The sequence below is a fragment of the Streptomyces sp. NPDC059037 genome (genome assembly GCF_042740015.1).
GTDB lineage: Bacteria > Actinomycetota > Actinomycetes > Streptomycetales > Streptomycetaceae > Streptomyces.
Genome location: NZ_JBHYIG010000020.1, coordinates 13,809 through 33,871, shown reverse-complemented (window position 1 = coordinate 33,871; position 20,063 = coordinate 13,809). Strand labels below are relative to the sequence as shown.

The 20,063-nt window shown below is 70.8% G+C and carries 16 protein-coding genes; 8 read left to right on the top strand and 8 right to left on the bottom strand.

Going from position 1 to position 20,063, the window contains the following annotated elements:
- The first annotated feature begins 68 nt into the window (after positions 1 to 68).
- Both ACFWY6_RS07010 and ACFWY6_RS07005 read left to right on the top strand, forming a co-directional pair.
- Positions 69 to 2,003, top strand: coding sequence for a hypothetical protein (locus ACFWY6_RS07010; protein ID WP_384687192.1), 1,935 nt, complete (start codon positions 69 to 71; stop codon positions 2,001 to 2,003).
- 111 nt (positions 2,004 to 2,114) lie between these two features.
- A complete protein-coding gene (locus ACFWY6_RS07005) occupies positions 2,115 to 4,364 on the top strand; it encodes a germacradienol/geosmin synthase (RefSeq protein WP_384687190.1) in 2,250 nt (749 codons plus the stop codon).
- A gap of 31 nt (positions 4,365 to 4,395) precedes the next feature.
- On the opposite strand, the gene ACFWY6_RS07000 is transcribed toward ACFWY6_RS07005, so the two are convergent.
- Both ACFWY6_RS07000 and ACFWY6_RS06995 read right to left on the bottom strand, forming a co-directional pair.
- Positions 4,396 to 5,256: a metallophosphoesterase family protein gene (locus ACFWY6_RS07000; RefSeq protein ID WP_384687188.1), complete on the bottom strand. Its 861-nt coding sequence runs from the start codon at positions 5,254 to 5,256 to the stop codon at positions 4,396 to 4,398.
- Positions 5,257 to 5,304: 48 nt separating this feature from the next.
- The gene (locus ACFWY6_RS06995) at positions 5,305 to 6,954 is read right to left on the bottom strand and encodes a cytochrome bc complex cytochrome b subunit (protein WP_384687186.1); all 1,650 of its coding nucleotides are present in this window, start codon (positions 6,952 to 6,954) and stop codon (positions 5,305 to 5,307) included.
- A 446-nt stretch (positions 6,955 to 7,400) separates the two neighbouring features.
- Here ACFWY6_RS06995 and ACFWY6_RS06990 point away from each other — a divergent pair, with 446 nt between their 5' ends.
- Entirely contained in the window at positions 7,401 to 8,555 is a 1,155-nt protein-coding gene (locus ACFWY6_RS06990) for a methyltransferase (RefSeq protein ID WP_384687184.1), read from the top strand.
- On the opposite strand, the gene ACFWY6_RS06985 is transcribed toward ACFWY6_RS06990, so the two are convergent.
- From ACFWY6_RS06985 to ACFWY6_RS06975, 3 genes are all read right to left on the bottom strand, one after another.
- A complete protein-coding gene (locus tag ACFWY6_RS06985; RefSeq protein ID WP_384687182.1) occupies positions 8,521 to 9,615 on the bottom strand; it encodes an LLM class flavin-dependent oxidoreductase in 1,095 nt (364 codons plus the stop codon). The genes ACFWY6_RS06990 and ACFWY6_RS06985 overlap by 35 nt on opposite strands.
- Positions 9,615 to 10,154 carry an SRPBCC family protein gene (locus ACFWY6_RS06980; RefSeq protein WP_384687180.1) on the bottom strand — a complete coding sequence of 180 codons (540 nt, stop codon included), beginning with the start codon at positions 10,152 to 10,154 and terminating at the stop codon, positions 9,615 to 9,617. Before ACFWY6_RS06980 ends, ACFWY6_RS06985 begins: the two co-directional genes overlap by 1 nt.
- Positions 10,155 to 10,269: 115 nt before the next feature.
- Positions 10,270 to 10,767 carry a winged helix-turn-helix transcriptional regulator gene (locus ACFWY6_RS06975; protein WP_384687178.1) on the bottom strand — a complete coding sequence of 166 codons (498 nt, stop codon included), beginning with the start codon at positions 10,765 to 10,767 and terminating at the stop codon, positions 10,270 to 10,272.
- Between the two features lie 236 nt (positions 10,768 to 11,003).
- Between ACFWY6_RS06975 and ACFWY6_RS06970 the strand changes: the two genes are divergently transcribed.
- The 3 genes from ACFWY6_RS06970 to ACFWY6_RS06960 all read left to right on the top strand — a co-directional run bounded on the left by ACFWY6_RS06970 (position 11,004) and on the right by ACFWY6_RS06960 (position 14,526).
- On the top strand, positions 11,004 to 11,864 hold the full coding sequence (locus ACFWY6_RS06970; protein WP_384687176.1) for an AAA family ATPase: 861 nt from the start codon (positions 11,004 to 11,006) through the stop codon (positions 11,862 to 11,864).
- On the top strand, positions 11,861 to 13,312 hold the full coding sequence (locus tag ACFWY6_RS06965; RefSeq protein WP_384687174.1) for a VWA domain-containing protein: 1,452 nt from the start codon (positions 11,861 to 11,863) through the stop codon (positions 13,310 to 13,312). The genes ACFWY6_RS06970 and ACFWY6_RS06965 overlap by 4 nt, the downstream gene beginning before the upstream one ends.
- Positions 13,313 to 13,419: 107 nt before the next feature.
- Positions 13,420 to 14,526, top strand: a complete 1,107-nt coding sequence (locus ACFWY6_RS06960; RefSeq protein ID WP_384687238.1) for an amidohydrolase — start codon at positions 13,420 to 13,422, stop codon at positions 14,524 to 14,526.
- A gap of 187 nt (positions 14,527 to 14,713) precedes the next feature.
- Here the strand turns inward: ACFWY6_RS06960 and ACFWY6_RS06955 are convergent, their stop codons facing one another.
- The 3 genes from ACFWY6_RS06955 to ACFWY6_RS06945 all read right to left on the bottom strand — a co-directional run bounded on the left by ACFWY6_RS06955 (position 14,714) and on the right by ACFWY6_RS06945 (position 18,023).
- Positions 14,714 to 15,559 (bottom strand): ABC transporter ATP-binding protein, encoded by an 846-nt coding sequence (locus tag ACFWY6_RS06955; RefSeq protein WP_384687172.1) that lies wholly within the window; start codon positions 15,557 to 15,559, stop codon positions 14,714 to 14,716.
- Between the two features lie 5 nt (positions 15,560 to 15,564).
- Positions 15,565 to 16,611 (bottom strand): iron chelate uptake ABC transporter family permease subunit, encoded by a 1,047-nt coding sequence (locus ACFWY6_RS06950; protein WP_266873215.1) that lies wholly within the window; start codon positions 16,609 to 16,611, stop codon positions 15,565 to 15,567.
- 392 nt (positions 16,612 to 17,003) lie between these two features.
- A complete protein-coding gene (locus ACFWY6_RS06945; RefSeq protein WP_384687236.1) occupies positions 17,004 to 18,023 on the bottom strand; it encodes a FecCD family ABC transporter permease in 1,020 nt (339 codons plus the stop codon).
- Between the two features lie 227 nt (positions 18,024 to 18,250).
- On the opposite strand from ACFWY6_RS06945, the gene ACFWY6_RS06940 reads away from it, so the two are divergent.
- On the top strand, positions 18,251 to 19,240 hold the full coding sequence (locus ACFWY6_RS06940) for an ABC transporter substrate-binding protein (RefSeq protein ID WP_384687170.1): 990 nt from the start codon (positions 18,251 to 18,253) through the stop codon (positions 19,238 to 19,240).
- A complete protein-coding gene (locus tag ACFWY6_RS06935; protein ID WP_384687168.1) occupies positions 19,237 to 20,022 on the top strand; it encodes a 2,3-dihydro-2,3-dihydroxybenzoate dehydrogenase in 786 nt (261 codons plus the stop codon). The genes ACFWY6_RS06940 and ACFWY6_RS06935 overlap by 4 nt, the downstream gene beginning before the upstream one ends.
- Positions 20,023 to 20,063 lie beyond the last annotated feature (41 nt).

Below are 20,063 nucleotides of genomic sequence, written 5' to 3'. Positions count from 1 at the left end.
TGAGAATACAAATTCCGGTGCCGTTACGGGTATTGACGAGGCCGTGTTTCTGCTTCACTCTCACCCGGATGAGCCCAGAACCAGGCCATCAGCCCTTCATGCACGGCTACGACGCCGAGGCGCTGAAGAACTGGAGCCCGCGGTCCGACCGTTGGGCCCGCTACTTCCGCTCACGTGTTCCGCTCGCGCCCCGCATCGCACCCTTCCCCGCCACCCAGGCCCGGCCCGAACTCCCCACCGGCGCCCAGGTGATGAACCTGTGCAACGACTACGACGGGGCGTTCTTCACCGCCCGGAAGTACGACGACTCCTTCGCCCGGCGGCTGCTCCGCTTCTGGCAGTACACGGACTTCCACGGCTCCTGGCACGGTCTGCCCGTCGACGGATCGCCGGTGGCCGAACCGGTCCACGGCCTGATCAACCCGCCCAATCCCGCCTACACGGACGCGGCGCACCGCAATGGCGTCAGAAGCCTCGGCTGCTGGTTCTGGCCGCGGCCGGGCGCGTTCGCCGCGTATCTCGAACGGCGCCCCGACGGCTCGTACCCGGTGGCGGACAAAATGATCGAGTTGGCCGCCTACTTCGGGTTCGACGGCTATTTCATCAATCACGAGGCCGAGACCCCGCCGGACGAGGCGAAGCGGCTGCGCGAGCTGCTCGGATATCTGCGGTCCCGCGCACCGGAGGGCTTCCACATCCAGTGGTACGACACGATCCGGCCCGACGGCGGGCTCGACTACCTGAACCACCTGAACGAGGAGAACGCCCCTTGGCTTGAGGCGGGCGCCGACAGCTTCTTCGCCAACTACTGGATGACCGAGACCGGCGTCGAGACCTCCCGGGCCACGGCGCTGCGGCTCGGCCGCGACCCGTACGAGGCGGTGTTCCACGGCACGGAGAACGAGCAGTTCGGCTTCGATCCGGAGTACGACCCGCGCCTCGTCTTCCCCGAAGGCCGCCCGGCCAGGACCAGTTGGGCCCTTTTCGGCTCGCACTTCGTGTGGGAGCTGCATCCCGGGCACGAGGACCCGGACGCGCAGGACGCCGTCTTCGAACGGGAGCGCCGCTACTGGTCGGGGCCGTCCTGCGACCCCACGCGGACCGGCCGCGGCCTGACCCACGAGCCCGGCGCCCCCGAGCCGGACAACCACCTCAAGTGGGACGGCGTGGCGCACTACGTCACCGAGCGATCGGTGATCGGCGCCTTCCCCTTCGTCACCCGCTTCAACACCGGCCACGGCCGCGGCTTCTTCCTGGCGGGGCGCCGGGCGAGCGACGCGGACTGGTACAACGCGTCCGTCCAAGACATCCTGCCCACCTGGCAGTTCTGGTCCGAGGGAGGGGACGCGCCTCCGGACTTCGACTACACACAGGCGTACGACGGCGGCTGCTCGCTGCGCCTGCCGGGCGGCGCGACGGTCCGCCTCTACAAGACGGAACTCGCGGTGCGCACGGGCGCGGAGAGGGTCTCGGTCACGTACGCGGGGGCCGGGGGCGCCCTGGAGGTGGGGCTGCTCTTCGCCGACGACCCGGAGCGCTTCGTGTGGCTGCGGGCGGGGTCGGGCCCCGGCACCGGAACCGGATGGCGTACCTCCGCCCACCCCCTCACGGAGTTCCGCGACCGCACGATCGCGGCGCTTGCCGTGCGCCCGGCATCCGAGGTTCACCTCGGCGAACTCGCCTTGCGGGACACCGAGTTCGCCGAGTTCACCGCACCACCGTCACGCCCCAAGGCCTTCCAGGTCGACACCGCGTACGTAGCCGAAGACGGCGCCGACTCAGCCGAGGTCTTCCTCTCCTGGCGCATCGCGGACCCCGGAGAGGTCTGGTACTACGACCTGCGCCGGGAGGACGAGTGGCTCGGGCGGATCTACGACGAGGTGTACTACGTGAAGTCGCTGCGGCGGCACGGGGACGAGGCGGCCACGGAGCTGACGCTCACACCGGTCGCCCCCGACGGCACACCGGGCGAGCCCGCTGCCTGCTCCATGAACTGGGTTTGAGTTCCACGGATCACGCGATGGTGTGACGCGGCGTCGGCCATCGCATCGTCCGGCGCCGTACGGGTAGTGCTGTGTGGCTCATATGCCGCCGCGCGAGGAGAAGACGACCGAATGTCGCAGCCGTTCGACCTGCCCACCTTCTACATGGTTCACCCCGCCCGCCTCAACCCGCATGTGGAAGAGGCGAAGGCGCACTCCAAGAAGTGGGCACGCGACATGGGGATGCTGGAGGGCTCGGGTGTCTGGGAGGAGAGCGATCTGGACGCCCACGACTATCCGCTGCTGTGTTCCTACACCCACCCCGACTGCGACGGCCCCGCGCTGTCGCTGGTCACCGACTGGTATGTGTGGGTGTTCTTCTTCGACGACCACTTCCTCGAACTCTTCAAACGCACCCAGGACCGCGAGGGCGGCAAGGCCTATCTCGACCGGCTTCCGGCCTTCATGCCCATGGACCTGTCCACGCCCGTGCCTGAGCCGACCAATCCGGTCGAGGCGGGGCTCGCGGACCTGTGGGCGCGGACGGTGCCGCACATGTCGCAGGGCTGGCGGGAACGGTTCGCCGAGAGCACGAAGAACCTCCTGAACGAGTCCCTGTGGGAGCTCTCGAACATCGACGAAGGGCGGATCGCGAACCCCGTCGAGTACATCGAGATGCGCCGCAAGGTGGGCGGCGCGCCCTGGTCGGCGGGGCTCATCGAGTACGCGACGGGAGCCGAAGTGCCGCCGGCCGTGGCCCAGTCCCGTCCGCTGCGGGTCCTCAAGGAGACGTTCTCCGACGCCGTCCACCTGCGCAACGACCTGTTCTCGTACCAGCGGGAGATCGAGGACGAGGGCGAACTCTCCAATGGCGTCCTGGTCCTTGAGAAGTTCCTGAACTGCACGACGCAGGAGGCCGCGGAGGCGGTGAACGACCTCCTGACCTCGCGGATGCAGCAGTTCGAGAACACGACGCTCACCGAACTGGCCCCGCTGTTCGCCTCCACCGGGCTCCCCGCGCAGGAGTGCGCGGACGTCCTCGCGTACGCCAAGGGCCTGCAGGACTGGCAGTCCGGCGGGCACGAGTGGCACCTGGTCTCCAGCCGCTACATGAACGAGAAGGCCGCCGCCGCGTCCTCGCCGCTCGCAGGACCCTCGGGCCTGGGCACGTCGGCCGCCGGGATCAAGGCGCTCCTGTCGGCCACGGGCGCACAACGGCTGCGCGGCCACACGCACATCCCCTTCCAACGGGTCGGCCCTTCTCTCCTCCCGGACTTCAACCTCCCCTACGAGACAACGCTCTCGCCCCACCTCCAGGCGGCACGCCCGCGCTGTGTGGAGTGGTCGTCACGCATGGGCCTGCTCGAACCCCAGCCGGGAGTGCCGAATTCGGATATCTGGGACGCGCACAAGCTGTACGGCTACGACTTCCCGCTCTGCGCGGCGGGCATCCACCCGGACGCGGACCTGGAAGCCCTGGATCTGGGCTCGCAGTGGACTACCTGGGGCACCTACGGAGACGACTACTTCACGGTGGTCTTCGGCAGGCCCCGCGACCTGGCGGGTGCGAAGCTCTGCAACGACCGGCTCTCCCTCTTCATGCCGCTGGACCTCGCCGACATGCCGGTGCCGACGAACGCGCTGGAGCGTGGCCTGGCGGACCTGTGGCAACGCACGGCCGATCCCATGGACGCGGACGCACGCCGCACACTGCGCACATCCATCGAGGTCATGACGGAAAGCTGGCTCTGGGAGCTGGACAACCAGGCGATGAACCGTATCCCCGACCCCGTGGACTACATCGAGATGCGCCGACTCACGTTCGGCTGCCCCCTGACGATGAGCCTGTGCCGCCTGGGCAACGGCCCACAGGTCCCGCAGGAGATCTACCGCACCGGCCCGATGCAGAACCTGGAGAACTCGGCCGGCGACTACTCCGCCCTGATGAACGACGTCTTCTCGTACCAGAAGGAGATCGAGTACGAGGGCGAGATGCACAACGGCGTCCTCGTGGTCCAGAACTTCTTCGACTGCGACTACCCGACGGCGCTCGGCATCATCGACGACCTGATGAAGTCACGCCTGAGCCAGTTCCAGCACACGGTGACCCACGAACTCCCGGTCCTCTACGACGACTTCGACCTCCCCCAGGAAACACGGAACATCCTGGACGGCTACGTACGTGAACTGGAGAACTGGATGGCGGGCATCTACACCTGGCACCGCGACTGCCGCCGCTACCGCGAGGAAGACCTCTCCCACGGCCCCCTCAAGACCCCCACGGGCTTCGGCATGGCAGCCGTACGCCCGGACTGGCTCCGGGACTTCGGCCGCGCCGTCGACCGCCAGATGGAGGCGGCGGCCGAAGGCGCACGGGACTGAGGAGCCCCGCTTCCCTCACGCTCCGTGTCCCTCACGCCCCGTCGCCCGGCTCCGGCAGGATCTGGCGGAGTCTCGGGGCGGGGTGGCGGTCGCGGCGCCATTCGCGTGGGTAGCCGACCGAGACCTCCTGGAAGCGGACGCCGTCGTGCCACGTGGTGCGGGGGATGTGGAGATGGCCGTAGACCACGGCTGCCGCCTCGTACTTCACGTGCCAGTCCGCGGTCAGTTCGGTGCCGCACCACAGGGCGAACTCCGGGTAGTGCAGGATCCGCGTGGGGTCGCGCACCAGGGGCCAGTGGTTGATCAGGACCGTGGGGAGGCCGGGGGTCCGCTGGGACAGGCGTTCCTCGGTGTACGCCACGCGGGCGCGGCACCAGTCGTCGAGGCTCTGGTAGGGGTCGGGGTGCAGCAGCATCTCGTCGGTGCAGACGACGCCCGCCGCATGGGCGGCCTCCAGGGCCTTCTCTTTGGTGTGGGTGCCTTCGGGACGGAAGGTGTAGTCGTAGAGGAGGAAGAGGGGGGCCACCGTGGCCGGGCCGCCGGCGCCGTGCCACACGGGGTAAGGGTCCTCGGGGGTGGCGGCGCCCAACTCGCGGCAGAGTTCGACGATATGGCGGTAGCGGGCCTCGCCGCGCAGCTTGACCGGGTCGCTGGGGTGCGTCCACAGCTCGTGGTTCCCCGGCGTCCACACCACTTTGGCGAACCGGTCGGTGAGGGTGCGCAGCGCCCATTCGACGTCGGCGAGGCGCTCGGCGGTGTCCCCGGCGACGATCAGCCAGTCCTCGTCGGTCTGCGGGCGCAGGGATTCGAGGAACTTCCGGTTCTCGTCGTACGCCACGTGCAGATCACTGATGGCGTACAACTTCGGTGTGTTCTCCGGTACTTGATTCACTACGCGAGGCTAACCGCAGCGCCGCCGTCGCGTGACGATCGGTCCCTGTCAGTGGTGAGAGTCACCGCCGCCCCGCTGGATCTCCAGATACTCCTCGGGCGTCGCCTTGGGCACCTGCGCCGAGGGCCCGTACATGGCCCGCCCCAGGCGCGCCCGCAGCCGCTGGCCCCGGGTGACCTTGCGGGCCACGCCGTTCGCGTCGACCAGCGGCCCGATCTCGTACGGCTTGGGCTGCTCGTGCGCCGTGAGGGTGTACAACTCGCCCTGGGTGAGGGGCACATGGACCTCTACGTACTCGCCGTGCGGCAGCCGTTTGATCGTGCCGCTCTCCCGCCCGTGCAGCGCCTTCTCGCGGTCGCGGAGCTGCAGGCCCATGCACCATCGGTGGGTGATGAAGTAGGCGACGACCGGTCCCGCGAAGAAGGCGACGCGCACGAACCACGTGATCGCGTTGATGGAGAGATGGAAGTGCGTGGCCCACAGGTCGTTGCCGCCGCCGATCATCAGGATGCCGAACAGCGTCAGCCAGGCCACGCCGAGACCGGTGCGCACGGGTGCGTTGCGCGGCCGGTCCGCGATGTGGTGCTCCCGTTTGTCGCCGGTGATCCAGGCCTCGATGAACGGATAGACCGCGATCGCCACCATGATCAGCGGGAAGAGCGAGAACGGGATGAAGACGCCGAGTTGGAGCGTGTGCCCCCAGGCGTTGATCTCCCAGCTGGGCATCACCCGGATCAGCCCCTCGGAGAAGCCCAGATACCAGTCGGGCTGGGCTCCCGTGGACACCAGATCGGGACGGTAGGGCCCCATCGCCCACACGGGGTTGATGGTGGCGATCGCGCCCATGACCGCGAGGACACCGAAGACGAGGAAGAAGAAGCCGCCGGCCTTGGCGATGTAGATGGGCAGGAAGGGCGCCCCGATGACGTTCTTCTCGGTCCGTCCGGGCCCGGCGAACTGCGTGTGCTTGTGGTAGAAGACCAGGATCAGATGGGCGACGACGAGCCCCAGCATGATTCCCGGCAGCAGCAGCACATGCACGCTGAAGAGCCGCGGAATGATGTCGTCGCCGGGGAACTCCCCGCCGAAGAGGAAGAAGGAGAGATACGTCCCGACGACCGGGACGGACAGGATGGCGCCCTGCGCGAAGCGGATGCCGGTGCCGGAGAGCAGGTCGTCCGGGAGTGAGTAGCCGGTGAGCCCCGTGATGATCCCGAGGAACAACAGCGTCCAGCCGAACAGCCAGTTGAGCTCGCGCGGCTTGCGGAACGCCCCGGTGAAGAACACCCGCATCATGTGCACGAGCATCGCGGCGACGAAGACGACCGCGGCCCAGTGGTGGATCTGCCGGATCAGCAGACCGCCGCGCACCTCCATGCTGATGTCGACCGTGGACTCGTACGCCCGGGTCATCTGGATGCCCTTGAGCGGTGTGTAGACACCGTCGTAGACGACCTCGGCGCCGCTCGGCTCGAAGAAGAGGGTCAGATAGATCCCGGTGAGGATCAGGATCAGGAAGCTGTAGAGACAGATCTCGCCGAACATGAAGGACCAGTGGTCCGGGAAGACCTTGCGCATCTGCGTCTTGGCCAGGGAGTTGATGCCGAGGCGGCCGTCCGCCCAGTCGGCGACCCGCTCTCCCTTCCCCGCAGGTGCCGGCCGTCCGCTGCTCCGGGTGTGCTCGACACGTCCGCTCATGCGACCCCCCTCAAGGCGGCTCCCAGGGTAGATCGTGAAGGTCGTTACGCCAACAGGCCCTGCAGCAGCGCCAGTTGACGATCATCAGGTGCACAGGTCAGGGGGTGTGCGGCGGCGCCCTGGGGACGGAAAAGGCGATTGCGGACGCGTCTTCACGTATGAGACATTCATTCGACCGAGACATCCGCTCGGCCCCGCTCCCCCCATCTCCTCGAAGGAGCCGGTGATGACGCTCGGCACAGTGCCCGGCACAGTGCCCGGTCCGGTATCTGGTCCGGTATCCGGTCCGGTGCCCGGTCTGGTGCTCGGCGACTCCTCCCGCACTTCGACGCGGGAGCCGCGGCTCCGCTGAGCCTGCCGCCCGGCTCTCCCCGGGCCCTTCCCCCCTCCCGCTCCTCGTCGAAGTGCTGTTCGTGCCCCGCACGTTCACCCTCTGAGGAGTATCTGTGTCCGAGATCCACCGGATCCACTGGACCGACGGCGATGCCGAGCACACCGTCCGCTGGCGCTCCGAGACCGGAATGCCGCGGCCCGTCCGTGTCGTCCCGGCCGACGACCGGCTGAGCGCCGCCACCGCCCACCGTCTGGCCTGCGAAGGCACCGCGCTGTTGTGGCAGGGCGACTTCCAGCAGGCACGCCAGATGCTGCGCGCCATGGGCCGCCGCATCGACCGCAAAGCCCAAGCCCCTGCCCCTGCCCCTGCCGCCTCGCCGACGGCGGCCTTCCACCTCCACCGCCGGGCCGCGGGACACCGTGCCCGGGTCCTCGCCAAGCTCCTGGTGCCGCTGGGCGACGACCACACGCTCGGCCTGCGCAGAGCGCCCGACGTCCGCGCCGCCTGCGACGAGGCGTACGGCCCGCCCCGGGGCGGCGGCCCATGGGCGGTCCCGCTGCGGGAACTGCTCGGCGTCATCGGCGCGCATCAATGGCGTACGAAGGGTGTGGACATCCCCGCGATCGGCGCCAGGATCCACCCGCACTACGGCGTGTTCTCACCGGTCAGGGGCGAGTACGTCGACCTGGTCGCGCGGGCGCCGCTGCCGGCCGCGGCCCACGGGGCGACGGCCTTCGACCTCGGCACCGGCACCGGTGTCCTGGCGGCGGTCCTGGCCCACCGGGGCGTGCGGCACGTCGTGGCCACGGACAGCAATCCGCGGGCCGCGGTGTGCGCCGCCGACAACATGGACCGCCTGGGCCTGACCTCCCGAGTGGAGATCGCCACCGGCGGCGGGCTCTACCCGCCGGGCCGCGCCGCCCTGGTCGTGTGCAACCCGCCCTGGCTCCCCGCCAAGCCCAACTCGGCCCTTGAGCAAGGCGTCTACGACCCCGCAGGCACCATGCTCCACGGCTTCCTCTCAGGCCTGGCCGATCATCTGCTGCCCGGCGGCGAAGGCTGGCTGATCATGTCGGACCTCGCCGAACACCTCGGCCTGCGTTCCCCCGGCGAACTCCAGTCGGCGATCACCGCGGCGGGCCTGCACGTCCAGGACCGCCTCACCACCAGCCCCCGCCACCGCAGGGCGACCGACCCGGCGGACCCCTTGCACACGGCCCGCGCGGCGGAGGTCACGTCGCTGTGGCGGCTGCGGGCCGTCCGGTAGGCGCGCCCGACTCCCGCTCCACCTCCCGCACCAGCTCGATCGCCCGCCCCAGCGTCGCGAGCCGCACCTCCAGGCTCTCGCCCGCCGGGTAGAAGCGGACCGTGTCCACGCCCGCGTCGCGCCAGACGCGCAGACGGGCGCGGACCATGGGCTCGGTGCCGATGAGGGTGGTGGCCAGGACCATCTCGTCGGTGATCAGGGCGGCCGCGCCGTCGCGGTCGCCGGACTGCCAGCGGGTGCGGACCTCGGTGGCCGTCTCGGCCCAACCCTGCCTGCTGTAGGCATTGTTGTAGTAGTTGGTGGTGGCGGAGCCCATGCCGCCCAGGCTGAAGGCGAGTTCCTTCTTGCGGCCCGCCACCATCGTGCGCAGCGCGTCCTCGTCGTCGGCGAAGGCGACTTCGGCGCCCTGGCAGACGTTCAGGTCGGCGCGGGTGCGCCCGGCGGCTGCCAGGCCCGCGTCCAGGTGGTCGAAGTACGCCTCCTTCGCGCCCTCCGGGACAAAGCTGGTGCCGAGCCAGCCGTCCGCGATCTCGCCGGTCAGGCGGAGCATCTTGGGCGAGAGGGTGGCCAGGTAGACGGGCAGGTCGTGTTCGGCGCGCATCGACAGGCGCATCGGCCTGGCGTCGCCGCCGGGCAGCGGGAGGGTGAACTCCCGCCCCGTGTAGGAGATCTTCTCGCCCGTGGCGGCCTGGCGGACGATCTCCACTGTCTCCCGCATCCGCGTCAGCGGGCGGGCGAACGGCACTCCGTGCAGGCCCTCGATCACCTGGGGTCCGGAGGGGCCGAGCCCGAGGATGAAGCGGCCCTCCGAGATGTTCGAGAGGGTGATCGCCGCGCGGGCGATGGCCGCCGGGGTCCGGGTCGCGAGCTGGATGATCCCGGACCCGAGCGTCATCCGTTCGGTGCGCGCCGCCAAGTAGCCGAGCGGGGACGGCGCTTCGGCACCCCAGGCCTCCGCGACCCAGCAGATGTCCATCCCGAGCTTCTCGGCCTCGGTGACGAAGTCGGCCGTCTCCCGCCAGTTCGCCCCGGACGCCTCGATCGTCGTCGACGTACGCATCAGGCGCCCTGCCCTTCCGAGGGAGCCGGGGTGCCCTCGGCCAGCTCCTTGATCGCATCCAGCGTGGCCGCCATGTTCCGCTCGAACTCCCTCATCCGTACGAAGACGATCTTCTGTTCCTTCTCCGGCATCCGGTCGATCGCGAAGGAGAGCCCCGAACGCCCGGGGCCCAGCTGCATCCACTGGATGAGATCGGTGCCGCCGTCGTCCCGCGCCCGCAGGCTGAACCGCCATACGGCGCTGGGGTGTTCGGGGTCCTGGACCGCCCAGGCGAAGACCCGCGGCGCCTCGCACTCCACGACGTACGACGTCGTCTCCCACGCACCGAACGACGCGTGCTCGCTGCGGCCGAGGAACCGGGCGCCGGTCGCGGGCGATGTCGCCCCGTCCAGCCACTCGACCGACCGCAGCTCCGCGCTCAGCGTGGGCATCAGGCCGATGTCGGCCACCAGTTCCCACACGCGTTCCGGTGAGGCCGCGATCTCCCTGCGCGCCTCGGCCGTCGGCGTGTCCGCGTAACGCGCGCCTGTCCACTCCATCGTGGGTCGCCTCTCTGTCGTCACTGTCGTCGTCACTGTTGTCGCCGCTGACCACGAGAGTTGCGTAGATAGACTCACTCGTCAAGGGGATGCAGAGACGGGCGTGGGAAGGAGATCAGCGGCTGAAGCGCGCCTGGATGTCCGGCCGTTCGGCCAGTCGCGCCGGGTAGCCGGGGCCCATGCGCGCGGTGGTGTCCGCGGCCGTCATCGGCTCCTTGCAGTGCGCGCAGACCACCTCGGCGGTGGCCTCGTGCCCGCAGCGGTCGTGGTGGAAGACGACCGGCGGCCCCTCGTCGCCGCTCAGCCAGCGGTTGCCCCAGCTGTTCATCGCCGCCAGGACGCCGAAGAAGTCGCGGCCCTTCTCGGTGAGGAGGTAGTCGTAGCGCACCGGCTCGCTCTGGTAGGCGCGCTTTTCCATCAGGCCCTCGTCGACCAGGCGGCGCAGCCGGTCGGTGAGCGTGTTGCGCGCGATGCCGAGCTCCTGCTGGAAGGCGTCGAAGCGTTTGATGCCGTAGAACGCCTCGCGCAGCACCAGCGGGGTCCACCAGTCGCCCAGCAGGTCCATGGTGCGGGCGATGGAGCAGGGCCAGTCGGCAAAGGAGGTCCGCCTCATGCCGCAAGGATACGAGAAGGAAGCAAGGGCCCCCGTGGGTCTCAGGACAAGACCCAGCAGCCCGCGGTAGGTGCCGCGGCGCCACGTGACGTACGACGCAAACTCGGCGTCCCCGTTGTGGAGCGGGCCCGGAGGCTGATCAAGTGGCGGGAGTCATGGCGTCGTTCCGCGCCCGGTGCCCGTGCGCAGTGCTCGTGCCCGACGCCCCCAGTGCCCAGTGCCCACCGGAGGCTCCGTTGCTCTTCACATCCGTGGACGATGTCGCCGAGCGGCTCGCCGAGACGGGGTATCTGGCGTCGACCGCCGTCGCCACGACCGTCTTCCTCGCCGACCGCCTGGGCAAACCCCTCCTCGTGGAAGGACCCGCGGGCGTCGGCAAGACCGAGCTGGCCAAGGCGGTCGCGGAGGTCGCGGACGCGACGCTCGTGCGGCTCCAGTGCTACGAGGGCGTGGACGAGTCCCGCGCCCTGTACGAGTGGAACCACGCCAAGCAGCTCCTGCGCATCACCGCGGGCCGCGACGAGTCGTGGGACGAGACGCGCACGGACATCTTCAGCGAGGAGTTCCTGCTCCCGCGCCCGCTGCTCACCGCCATCCGCGGCAGCGACCCCAAGGTCCTCCTGATCGACGAGACCGACAAGGCGGACGTCGAGGTGGAGGGGCTGCTCCTCGAAGTGCTCAGCGACTTCCAGGTCACCGTCCCCGAACTCGGCACGATCACCGCGACGCGGCGCCCGTTCACCGTCCTCACCTCGAACGCGAGCCGCGAGCTGTCCGAGGCGCTGCGCCGCCGCTGCCTCTTCCTGCACATCGGCTTCCCCGATGAGGAGTTGGAGCGCCGCATCGTACGGCTGAAGGTGCCGGGGCTCGACGAGACGCTCGCCCGGTCCGTCGTCCGCGTGGTCGGCGCGCTGCGCGCGATGGACCTGCGCAAGGTGCCATCGGTCGCGGAGACCATCGACTGGGCCCGCACGCTGCTCGCCCTGGGCGCCGACTCCCTGGACGAGGACGTCGTACGCGACAGTCTCGGCGTCGTGCTCAAGCACCAGGACGACGTCCTGAAGGCGGCGGCCAAGCTGGACCTGGACGCCGTGTGAACGCCCCGTCCCCGACCGGCGTCCCGGAGCGTCTGACGGCCCTGGTCCAGGCGCTGCGCTCGCACGGCATCCGGATCGGTACGGGCGAGACGGTGGACGCCGGGCAGGCCATCGAGGCCCTCGGTCTGAGCGACCGGGAGCGGGTGCGCGAGGGCCTGGCGGCGGCGCTGCTGCACAGCGAGGGGCAGCGCCCGGTCTTCGATCCGGTCTTCGATCTGTACTTTCCGCGCGGGGTCGGCGCTCCCGATGCGCCGGACGGCGCCGGCCGGGAGTTCGACAGGGACGAGCTGCGCGACCGCCTCGCCGCCGCGCTCGCCGCCAACGACCGGGCGCTGCTCGCCCAGTTGGCGGCGGAGGCGGTGGACGGCATGGGCGGATACGGCACGCGTCCGGGGGCGGACGGGTCCGGTGGATCCGGTGGCTCGGACGGGTCCGGCGACTCCGGCGGCTCCGGCGGTTCGGACGGCTGGTCATCGCACCAGACGCTGCAACGCCTGCGCCCGGAGACGCTCCTGGCACGCGTTCTGGCCGCCATCCGAGCCGGCTCCGCCGACTCCGCCGACTCCGGGTTCACCGACCGCATCGAGGCGGACGAGATCCGCCGCCGTATCGAGGACTTCCGCACGCTCGTGGGCGGCGAGGCCCGCCGCAGGGTGGCCGAGCGGCGCGGCGCGGACCAGATCGCGCGGCGGGCGATCGCCCCGACCGCCGACCGCGTCGACTTCCTGATCGCCGGCCGCGCCCAGCTCGACGAACTCCGCAGGACGGTGCAGCCGCTGGCCCGCAAACTCGCCACCCGGCTCGCCGCGCGCCGCCGCCGAGCGGCCCGCGGCCGGATCGACCTGCGCCGCACCCTGCGCGGCTCGCTGTCCACGGGCGGCGTCCCGATGCGCCCGGTGCTGCGCCGCCGACGCCCCGCCCGACCCGAACTGGTCCTCCTCTGCGACGTATCCGGCTCCGTGGCGGGCTTCGCCAACTTCACGATGCTCCTGGTGCAGGCGCTGCACGACCAGTTCAGCAAGGTGCGGGTGTTCGCCTTCGTCAACCGCGTCGACGAGGTGACCGACCTCATCGCGCGCGGCTCGGCCGACCCCGAGGGCCTCAGCGGCCGCATCATCTCCGCGGCCGCCGTGACGCGCTATCACGGGGGCAGCGACTACGGCACCTCGCTCGGCGAGTTCGCCGAGTGCCATCCGCGGGTGATCACCCCGCGCAGCACGGTCTTCATCCTCGGCGACGCCCGTACGAACATGAGCGACCCGAACGTCCACGCCCTGCGCGACATCGCATCGCGCGCCCGGCGGGTCTACTGGCTCAACCCCGAACGCCGCGCCCTGTGGCAGACCGGCGACTCGGTGGCCGGCACCTACGCCGAGCTCGTCGAGATGTACGAGTGCCGCAACGCGCGGCAGCTCAGCGCGCTGATCGGGCGGCTCCTTCCGGTGTGAGCGGCCTGCGGCCCCAGAGGCGGAGCGACCTTAAGCTGTCCAGGGCGGGGGGCCGAAGGGCAGGGCAAGGAGGATGCGTGGCAGGCAGTGCGGGCCAGGTCAAGGAGCTGATCCAGGCGCGGATCGGCGAGGTGCGCGAAGAGCTCGTCGGGCTCAGCCGGCGGATCCACGGCCATCCGGAGATCGCCTTCGAGGAACGGCGGGCCGCCGGGTGGTGTGCCGATGTGCTGCGCGACCACGGCTTCGCGGTGACCTCTCCCGCGTACGGGCTCGAGACCGCCTTCGAGGCGACCGTGGGGTCGGGTCCGGTGACCGTCGCGCTGGCCTGTGAGTATGACGCGCTGCCGGGGATGGGGCATGCCTGCGGGCACAATCTCATCGCGGCGGCGGGCGTCGGGGCCGCGCTCGGGCTCGCTCCGTTCGCGGATCAACTGGGGCTCACCGTCCGCGTGTTGGGGACTCCTGCCGAGGAGAGCGGGGCCGGCAAGGCGCTGCTGATCGACGCCGGTGCCTTCGACGGGGTCGAAGCGGCGATGATGATCCACCCCTGTCCGTTCGAGGTGGCCGACTTCCGTTCGTACGCGATGGGGGCGCTCTCGGCGACGTACTCGGGGAAGTCCGCGCACGCCACGCTCAACCCGCAGGACGGGCGGAACGCGGCGGACGCGCTGACCGTGGCGCAGGTGGCGCTCGGGCTGCTCAGGCAGCAGCTGCCGGGCGAGTGGAAGGTGCACGGGATCACCACCGAGGCCGGGACCGCGCTCAACGCCATTCCCGAGCGGGCGAGCGCCGCGTACGCGCTGCGGACGCCGTCCGTCGAGGAGTTGCGGGAGCTGCGCGAGCGGGTGGCCGACTGTTTCCGTGCGGGTGCGCTCGCCGCCGGGTGCGCGCTGGATCTGGAGCAGCCCGCGCCCGACTATCTCGACTTCCGGTCCGATGCGGCGCTCACCGAGTTGTGGGTGGCCAACGCCCGGGAGCTCGGGCGGCCCGAGCCGCAGCAGCGCGGCCCGTTCGCCTCCACCGACATGGGCAATGTGTCGCACGTCGTGCCGTCGATCCACCCGGTGCTCGACATCAGCGGGGGCGGCTGCGCCCCGCACCAGCCGGAGTTCGCCGCGGCGGCCGCGACGCCCGCCGCCGAGCAGGCCATGGTCGACGGGGCGGTGGGGCTCGCGTGGACGGCGGCGGACTTCGCGGCAGCGCGAACGGCGTGACGGTCGCACGGCCGGCGTAACGGTCGCGCGGCCGGCGTAACGGTCGCGCGGGTCGTCACGGTCACGCGGGTCGTCACAGTCACGCCGGTCGTGACAGTCGCGGGTGTCGTGAACAGCCGCGGGTGTCATGAACAGCCGCGGGTGTCGTGAACAGCCGCGGGTGCAGCGGGCGTCGCGATCCGAGCAGTCAGCCGGTCGTCGTGGCCTTCGTGTCCGCCTTCGTGTCCGCCGCCCCCGTGTCCGCCCCTGCGTGCGCCTTCGCGGTCATCGTGGGCACCACCACCGGTGAGCCGTCGCCCGGTGCCTGAAGGATGTCCGCGTCGATGCCGTACAGCTCCTTGACCAGGGCGGCGGTCACCACCTCGCGGGCCGGGCCGTTCGCCACGACCTTGCCCGCGTTCATGGCGATCACGGTGTCGGCGTACCGCGCGGCGCTCGCCAGGTCGTGCAGGACCATGACGACGGTGCGGCCCGCGGCGGCCACCTCCCGTACCAGGGAGAGGACTTCGACCGCGTGGCCGAGGTCGAGCGCGCTGGTCGGCTCGTCCAGGAGCACGATCGGGGTCTCCTGTGCGAGGACCATCGCCAGCCAGCAGCGCTGGCGCTGGCCGCCGGAGAGATGGTCGAGGCGGCGCGCGGCGAGGTCCGTGGTGCCGGTGGCGTCGAGCGCGTCCCGTACGGCCGTCTCGTCCTCGCGCGACCACTGCCGGAACAGGCCCTGGTGGGGGTGGCGGCCGTAGCGGACAAGGCCGGCGACGGTGACCGCCTCCGGTGCCTGCGGGGACTGGGCGAGCAGCGCGATGCGGTGGGCCGCGCGGCGCTGGGTGAGCTGCCACACGTCCGCGTCCCCGGCCCGCACCGTGCCCGAACTCGGCTTGTGGAGCCGGGAGATGGAGCGAAGGAGCGTCGACTTGCCGCAGCCGTTGGGGCCGACGATCGCGGCGACCTGTCCGCTGGGGATGGTCAGGTCGACGCCGTCCACGGCGGTGTGCCCTGGATAGCCGGAGGTGAGCGCCTCGACGGTCAGTTGCACGGGGGTCAGGCCTTTCCGCTCTGCTGCTGGGAGTTCTTGCCGAAGAGGACCCACAGGAGGAAGGGTCCGCCGAGCACGCTGGTGACGACGCCGACCGGGATCTCCACGGGCGCGATGACGCGGCCGAGCGCGTCGGCGCCGCCCACGAGGGCCGCGCCGACCAGGGCCGAGCCGATGACGGGTACGCGGGTGGGGCCGCTCAGCCGGGTTGCGACGACCGGTGCGGCGAGTGCCACGAAAGCGATCGGGCCGCCGATGCCGACGGCCGCGCCGGACAGGGCGACGGCGAGCGCGAGGGTCGCGGCGCGCACCCGGCGGACGTTGACGCCGAGGGTGGCCGCCATGTCGTCGTCGAAGCGCAGGAGTTGGAGGCGGCTTCCGGCGACCAGGGCCAGCGGGACGAGGACGAGGAGAACGAACGCCAGGGGCGTACCGACGCTCCAGTCGCGGCCGTTGAGCGAGCCGACCGTCCAGAGGAAGACGCCGCCCGCGGTGTTGTCGTTCTCACGGGACATCACGAGGTCGGTGACGGCGCCGATGACGGTGGAGACGCCGATGCCCACGACGAGGATCCGGTAGCCGCCGCTGCCCGCGCCGCCCGCGCAGGCGACGACGACCATGGCCGCGGCGGCGGCGCCGAGCGGCCCGAGCCACCAGTCGCCGATCATCCCGGTGGACGAGCCGACGACGGAGGCGACGACGGCCGCGGTGGCGCCCTCGTTGACGCCGATGATGTCCGGTGTGGCGAGCCGGTTGCCGGCCAGGGTCTGGGTGAGGCATCCGGCGATGCCGAGCGCCGCGCCGACCATGAGGCCCACGGCGATGCGCGGAAGCCGGAAGTCCTGGACGAGCATGACGGTGGCGGAGTCGCCGGTGCCGAGCAGCCCGGAGAGGCTGTCGGAGAAGCTCATCCCGGTCGAACTGGCGAAGGCGGCGAGGGAGACGACCACCGCGATGAGCAGCGTGAGGCCGACGGCGGCCAGGGCGCTGCGGTAGGGGAAGAGCCAGGAGAAGGTCCCGACGCGAACCGCCGTGGAGTCGGGCGGGGTCACGTCGGCGGGGTGCTGCCCACGGCCGTGAACGGAATCCGGCGGACCGCCGGCCTCGGCACCGGGTACGGCAACAGGTACGGAGCCCTGCGAACCGCCCGACGCCGAGTCCGACGCCGAGTCCGACGCCGAGCCAGGCACCGAGTCCGACGCCGAGCCAGGCACCGAGCCGACCGCACCGTGCGACGCGCGCCCCGGCGTGGCATGCGCACCACGCCCCTGCGGCAAACCCGGCGCGGAACCCGACGCCCCGCCCGGCACCGAGCCCGAAGCCCGGCTCGACGCGCACCCTCGCGTAGCTTCCGCAGCACGGTCCGGCGCCGAGGCCCCCGGCGCGGAACCCGACGCCCCGCCACCCCCCGCGCCCGCCGCACCCTCAGGCATGCGCTCGGCACTCACGCGCCCACCCCCGCCGTAGACATCCGCTGCGACCGCGCGATCCAGATCAGCAACGGGCCGCCGATGAAGGCAAGTAGGACGCTCACCGGGGTCTCCCAGGGGCGGATGACGACGCGGGCCAGGAGGTCGGCGACGATCATGACATTGGCCGCGACGAGCGCGGAGATGACCAACTGGCCCGCGATCCGCGGTCCGGTGACGGCCCGTGCGGCGTACGGGGCGAGCAGGCCGAGGAAGGCGATCGGTCCCGCGAGGGCGACCGCCGATCCGGCGAGCAGGGTGACCGCCGCCGCGACGATGAGGCGGATGCGGCCGGGGTGGTGGCCGAGCGACCGTGCGCTGTCGTCGCCGAGTGCGAGGGCGGACAGTGGCCGTACGCAGCAGAAGGCGATGACGAGACCGGCCGCGATCATGGGGATCAGCGGGTAGGTCTCGGAGGTCTTGATGCCGGCGAGCGAACCGATGGTCCAGTAGCGGTAGGTGTCGAAGGTCGACTGCGTGCCAAGCAGGACGTACGACGTCATGCCGTGGAACGTCGCGCCGAGCGCCGACCCGGCCAGGACGAGGCGAAGGGGCGAGCCCGCGGCCCGACCCGACGCGGCGAGCAGCAGCACCACCGCGCTCGCGGCCATGCCGCCCACCAGCGCCCACACCAACACCCCGTACGCGGACGTCACTTCGAAGTACGTGAGACCGATCACCACGCCGAGCGCCGCCCCCGAGTTGACCCCGAGGAGTCCCGTCTCGGCGAGCGGATTGCGGGTGACGGCCTGCAGGAGGCAGCCCGCCGCGCCGAGCGCGATGCCGACCAGGAGGCCGGCGAGCGTACGCGGAAGGCGTACGTCCATGACCGCGAGCCGGATCTGGGCGTCGGCCCGCGCGGAGGGATCCCCCATGAGGAAGTCCCAGGCGCGGCCCATCGGCGTCGACCCGGACCCGACCAGGAGAGACAGCAGGCCGAGCAGCAGGAGCAGGACGAGCAGGGCGGCGGCCGCCCACACCGTCGGGCGATGCATCTTGGCCAAGTCCGGTATGGGAGGTCTGGATCCGGACGTTGGGACCTGCCCCCCTTGCGCAACCAACATGAACTTAGCCTAACCTAACCTTGACCTTGCGCCCCGAGTCGGGGTGCGGGCGAACTCCCTGTTCCCTCAGGGCCAGTTCGCCATGCCCTGACGCGGCAAGAGATATCCCTTACGTCCGGATTGACCCCCCGGGCGACTGAAGCATGGAGACCACGGACATGTCCTCGAACCACCTCCCGCGCACCCGGCTGACCGCGGTAGCAGCCCTCGCCATCGCCTCCGCGCTCACGCTCTCCGCCTGCGGTTCGGACTCGTCCGACGACTCCGGCTCCGGCTCGGGCGAGAAGGCGAAGAACGCCGCGAAGGATGTCACGGTGACCGACGCCACCGGTGCGGAGGTGAAGGTTCCGGCCAATCCGGAGAAGGTCGTCGCGCTGAGCGAGATGGACCTGGACTCCTCCCTCGCCCTGGACGTCAAGCCGGTCGGCCTCTCCGCGGGCCGCGGCCAGAAGGGCGCCCCCGAGTACCTGGCCGACCCGGCCAAGGGCATCCCGGTCGTGGGCGCCGTCACCGGACCCGACATCGAGAAGGTCCTGCAGGCCAAGCCGGACGTCATCCTCGCGGGCCAGCTCGCCGACCAGCAGGTGCTCAAGCAGCTCAAGGCGATCGCGCCGACGGTCGTCACCATCGACAAGACCAAGGACTGGAAGAAGTCCCTGGAGCTCACCGGCAAGGTGCTCGGCAAGTCCAACGAGGCCACCGCGTTCCTCAAGGACTACGACACCAAGGCCGCCGCCCTGAAGAAGAAGCTCGGCGACAAGGCGGGCTCCAGCGTCTCCGTCGCCCGCTACTCCGCCAAGGGCACCGCCGTCATGCAGCAGGGCGTGTTCATCTCCGACGTCCTGAAGGACCTGGACTTCAAGCGTCCCGGCATCCAGAACGACAAGGGCCAGGGCCACTCGACGCCGCTCAGCGACGAGGACCTGAAGCAGATCGACGCCGACTGGCTGTTCATCGGCACCCTCGCCGCCAAGGGCCCGGACGCCGACCTCTTCAAGGAGCTGAAGGGCAAGGCCGCGTACAAGGAGCTCGACGCGGTCAAGAAGGGCCACGTCACCGAGATCGACGGCTCGAAGTGGACCAGCCTCGGTGGCGCGCAGGCCGCCGTCTCGGTCCTGGGTGACATAGAGAAGGCGATGGCCAAGTGACCTCCGGCATAACGGAGTCGGAGCTTTCCGGCCGGGTCGCCCTTGTCACCGGCGCGAACCGGGGCATCGGCAAGGCCGTGGCCCGCGCGCTCGCCGAACGCGGCGCGCGGGTCGTGGCCGCCGACCGGTCGCCCGACGTCAAGCTGCAGGAAGCGGGCTCGGGCATCACCGGACTCGTCCTCGACGTCACCGACGCGGCCGCCGTGGACGCGGCCGTCGACGAAGTCGAGCGCACGGCAGGGCCGTTGGACATCCTCGTCAATGTGGCGGGCGTCCTGCGGCCCGCCCCGGTCGTCGAACTCTCCGACGCCGACTGGGCCGAGACCTTCGCGGTCAACACGAACGGCGTCTTCCACACGGCGCGCGCCGCGGCCCGCCGGATGACCGCACGGGGCAAGGGCTCCATCGTGACGGTGGGCTCGAACGCGGCCGGGGTGCCCCGCACCCAGATGGCCGCGTACGCCGCGTCGAAGGCGGCGGCCACCATGTTCACCAAATGCCTCGGCCTCGAAGTCGCCCGCGACGGCGTGCGCTGCAACGTCGTGTCGCCCGGCTCCACCGACACCGACATGCAGCGGCAGCTGTGGACGGACGACCACGCCGAGGCCGCCGACCGCGTCATCAACGGCGACTCCGCCTCGTACCGGGTCGGCATTCCGCTCGGCCGGATCGCGGACCCCGCCGACATCGCCGACGCCGTCGCCTTCCTGGTCTCCGACCGGGCCCGGCACATCACCCTGCACGACCTGTACGTGGACGGCGGCGCCACCCTGCGCGCCTGAACGCCGCGCAGCCCTCCCCTACTTGTTCTGACCAGACTTGA

What these genes read in the sequence shown, in the direction of transcription:
- ACFWY6_RS06975 (WP_384687178.1), bottom strand. Translation starts at nt 10,767, where the DNA reads ATGAGGCGGACCTCCTTTGCCGACTGGCCCTGCTCCATCGCCCGCACC.
- ACFWY6_RS06945 (WP_384687236.1), bottom strand. Translation starts at nt 18,023, where the DNA reads ATGCATCGCCCGACGGTGTGGGCGGCCGCCGCCCTGCTCGTCCTGCTC.
- ACFWY6_RS06995 (WP_384687186.1), bottom strand. Translation starts at nt 6,954, where the DNA reads ATGAGCGGACGTGTCGAGCACACCCGGAGCAGCGGACGGCCGGCACCT.
- ACFWY6_RS07010 (WP_384687192.1), top strand. Translation starts at nt 69, where the DNA reads ATGAGCCCAGAACCAGGCCATCAGCCCTTCATGCACGGCTACGACGCC.
- ACFWY6_RS06980 (WP_384687180.1), bottom strand. Translation starts at nt 10,154, where the DNA reads ATGGAGTGGACAGGCGCGCGTTACGCGGACACGCCGACGGCCGAGGCG.
- ACFWY6_RS06940 (WP_384687170.1), top strand. Translation starts at nt 18,251, where the DNA reads ATGTCCTCGAACCACCTCCCGCGCACCCGGCTGACCGCGGTAGCAGCC.
- ACFWY6_RS06985 (WP_384687182.1), bottom strand. Translation starts at nt 9,615, where the DNA reads ATGCGTACGTCGACGACGATCGAGGCGTCCGGGGCGAACTGGCGGGAG.
- ACFWY6_RS07005 (WP_384687190.1), top strand. Translation starts at nt 2,115, where the DNA reads ATGTCGCAGCCGTTCGACCTGCCCACCTTCTACATGGTTCACCCCGCC.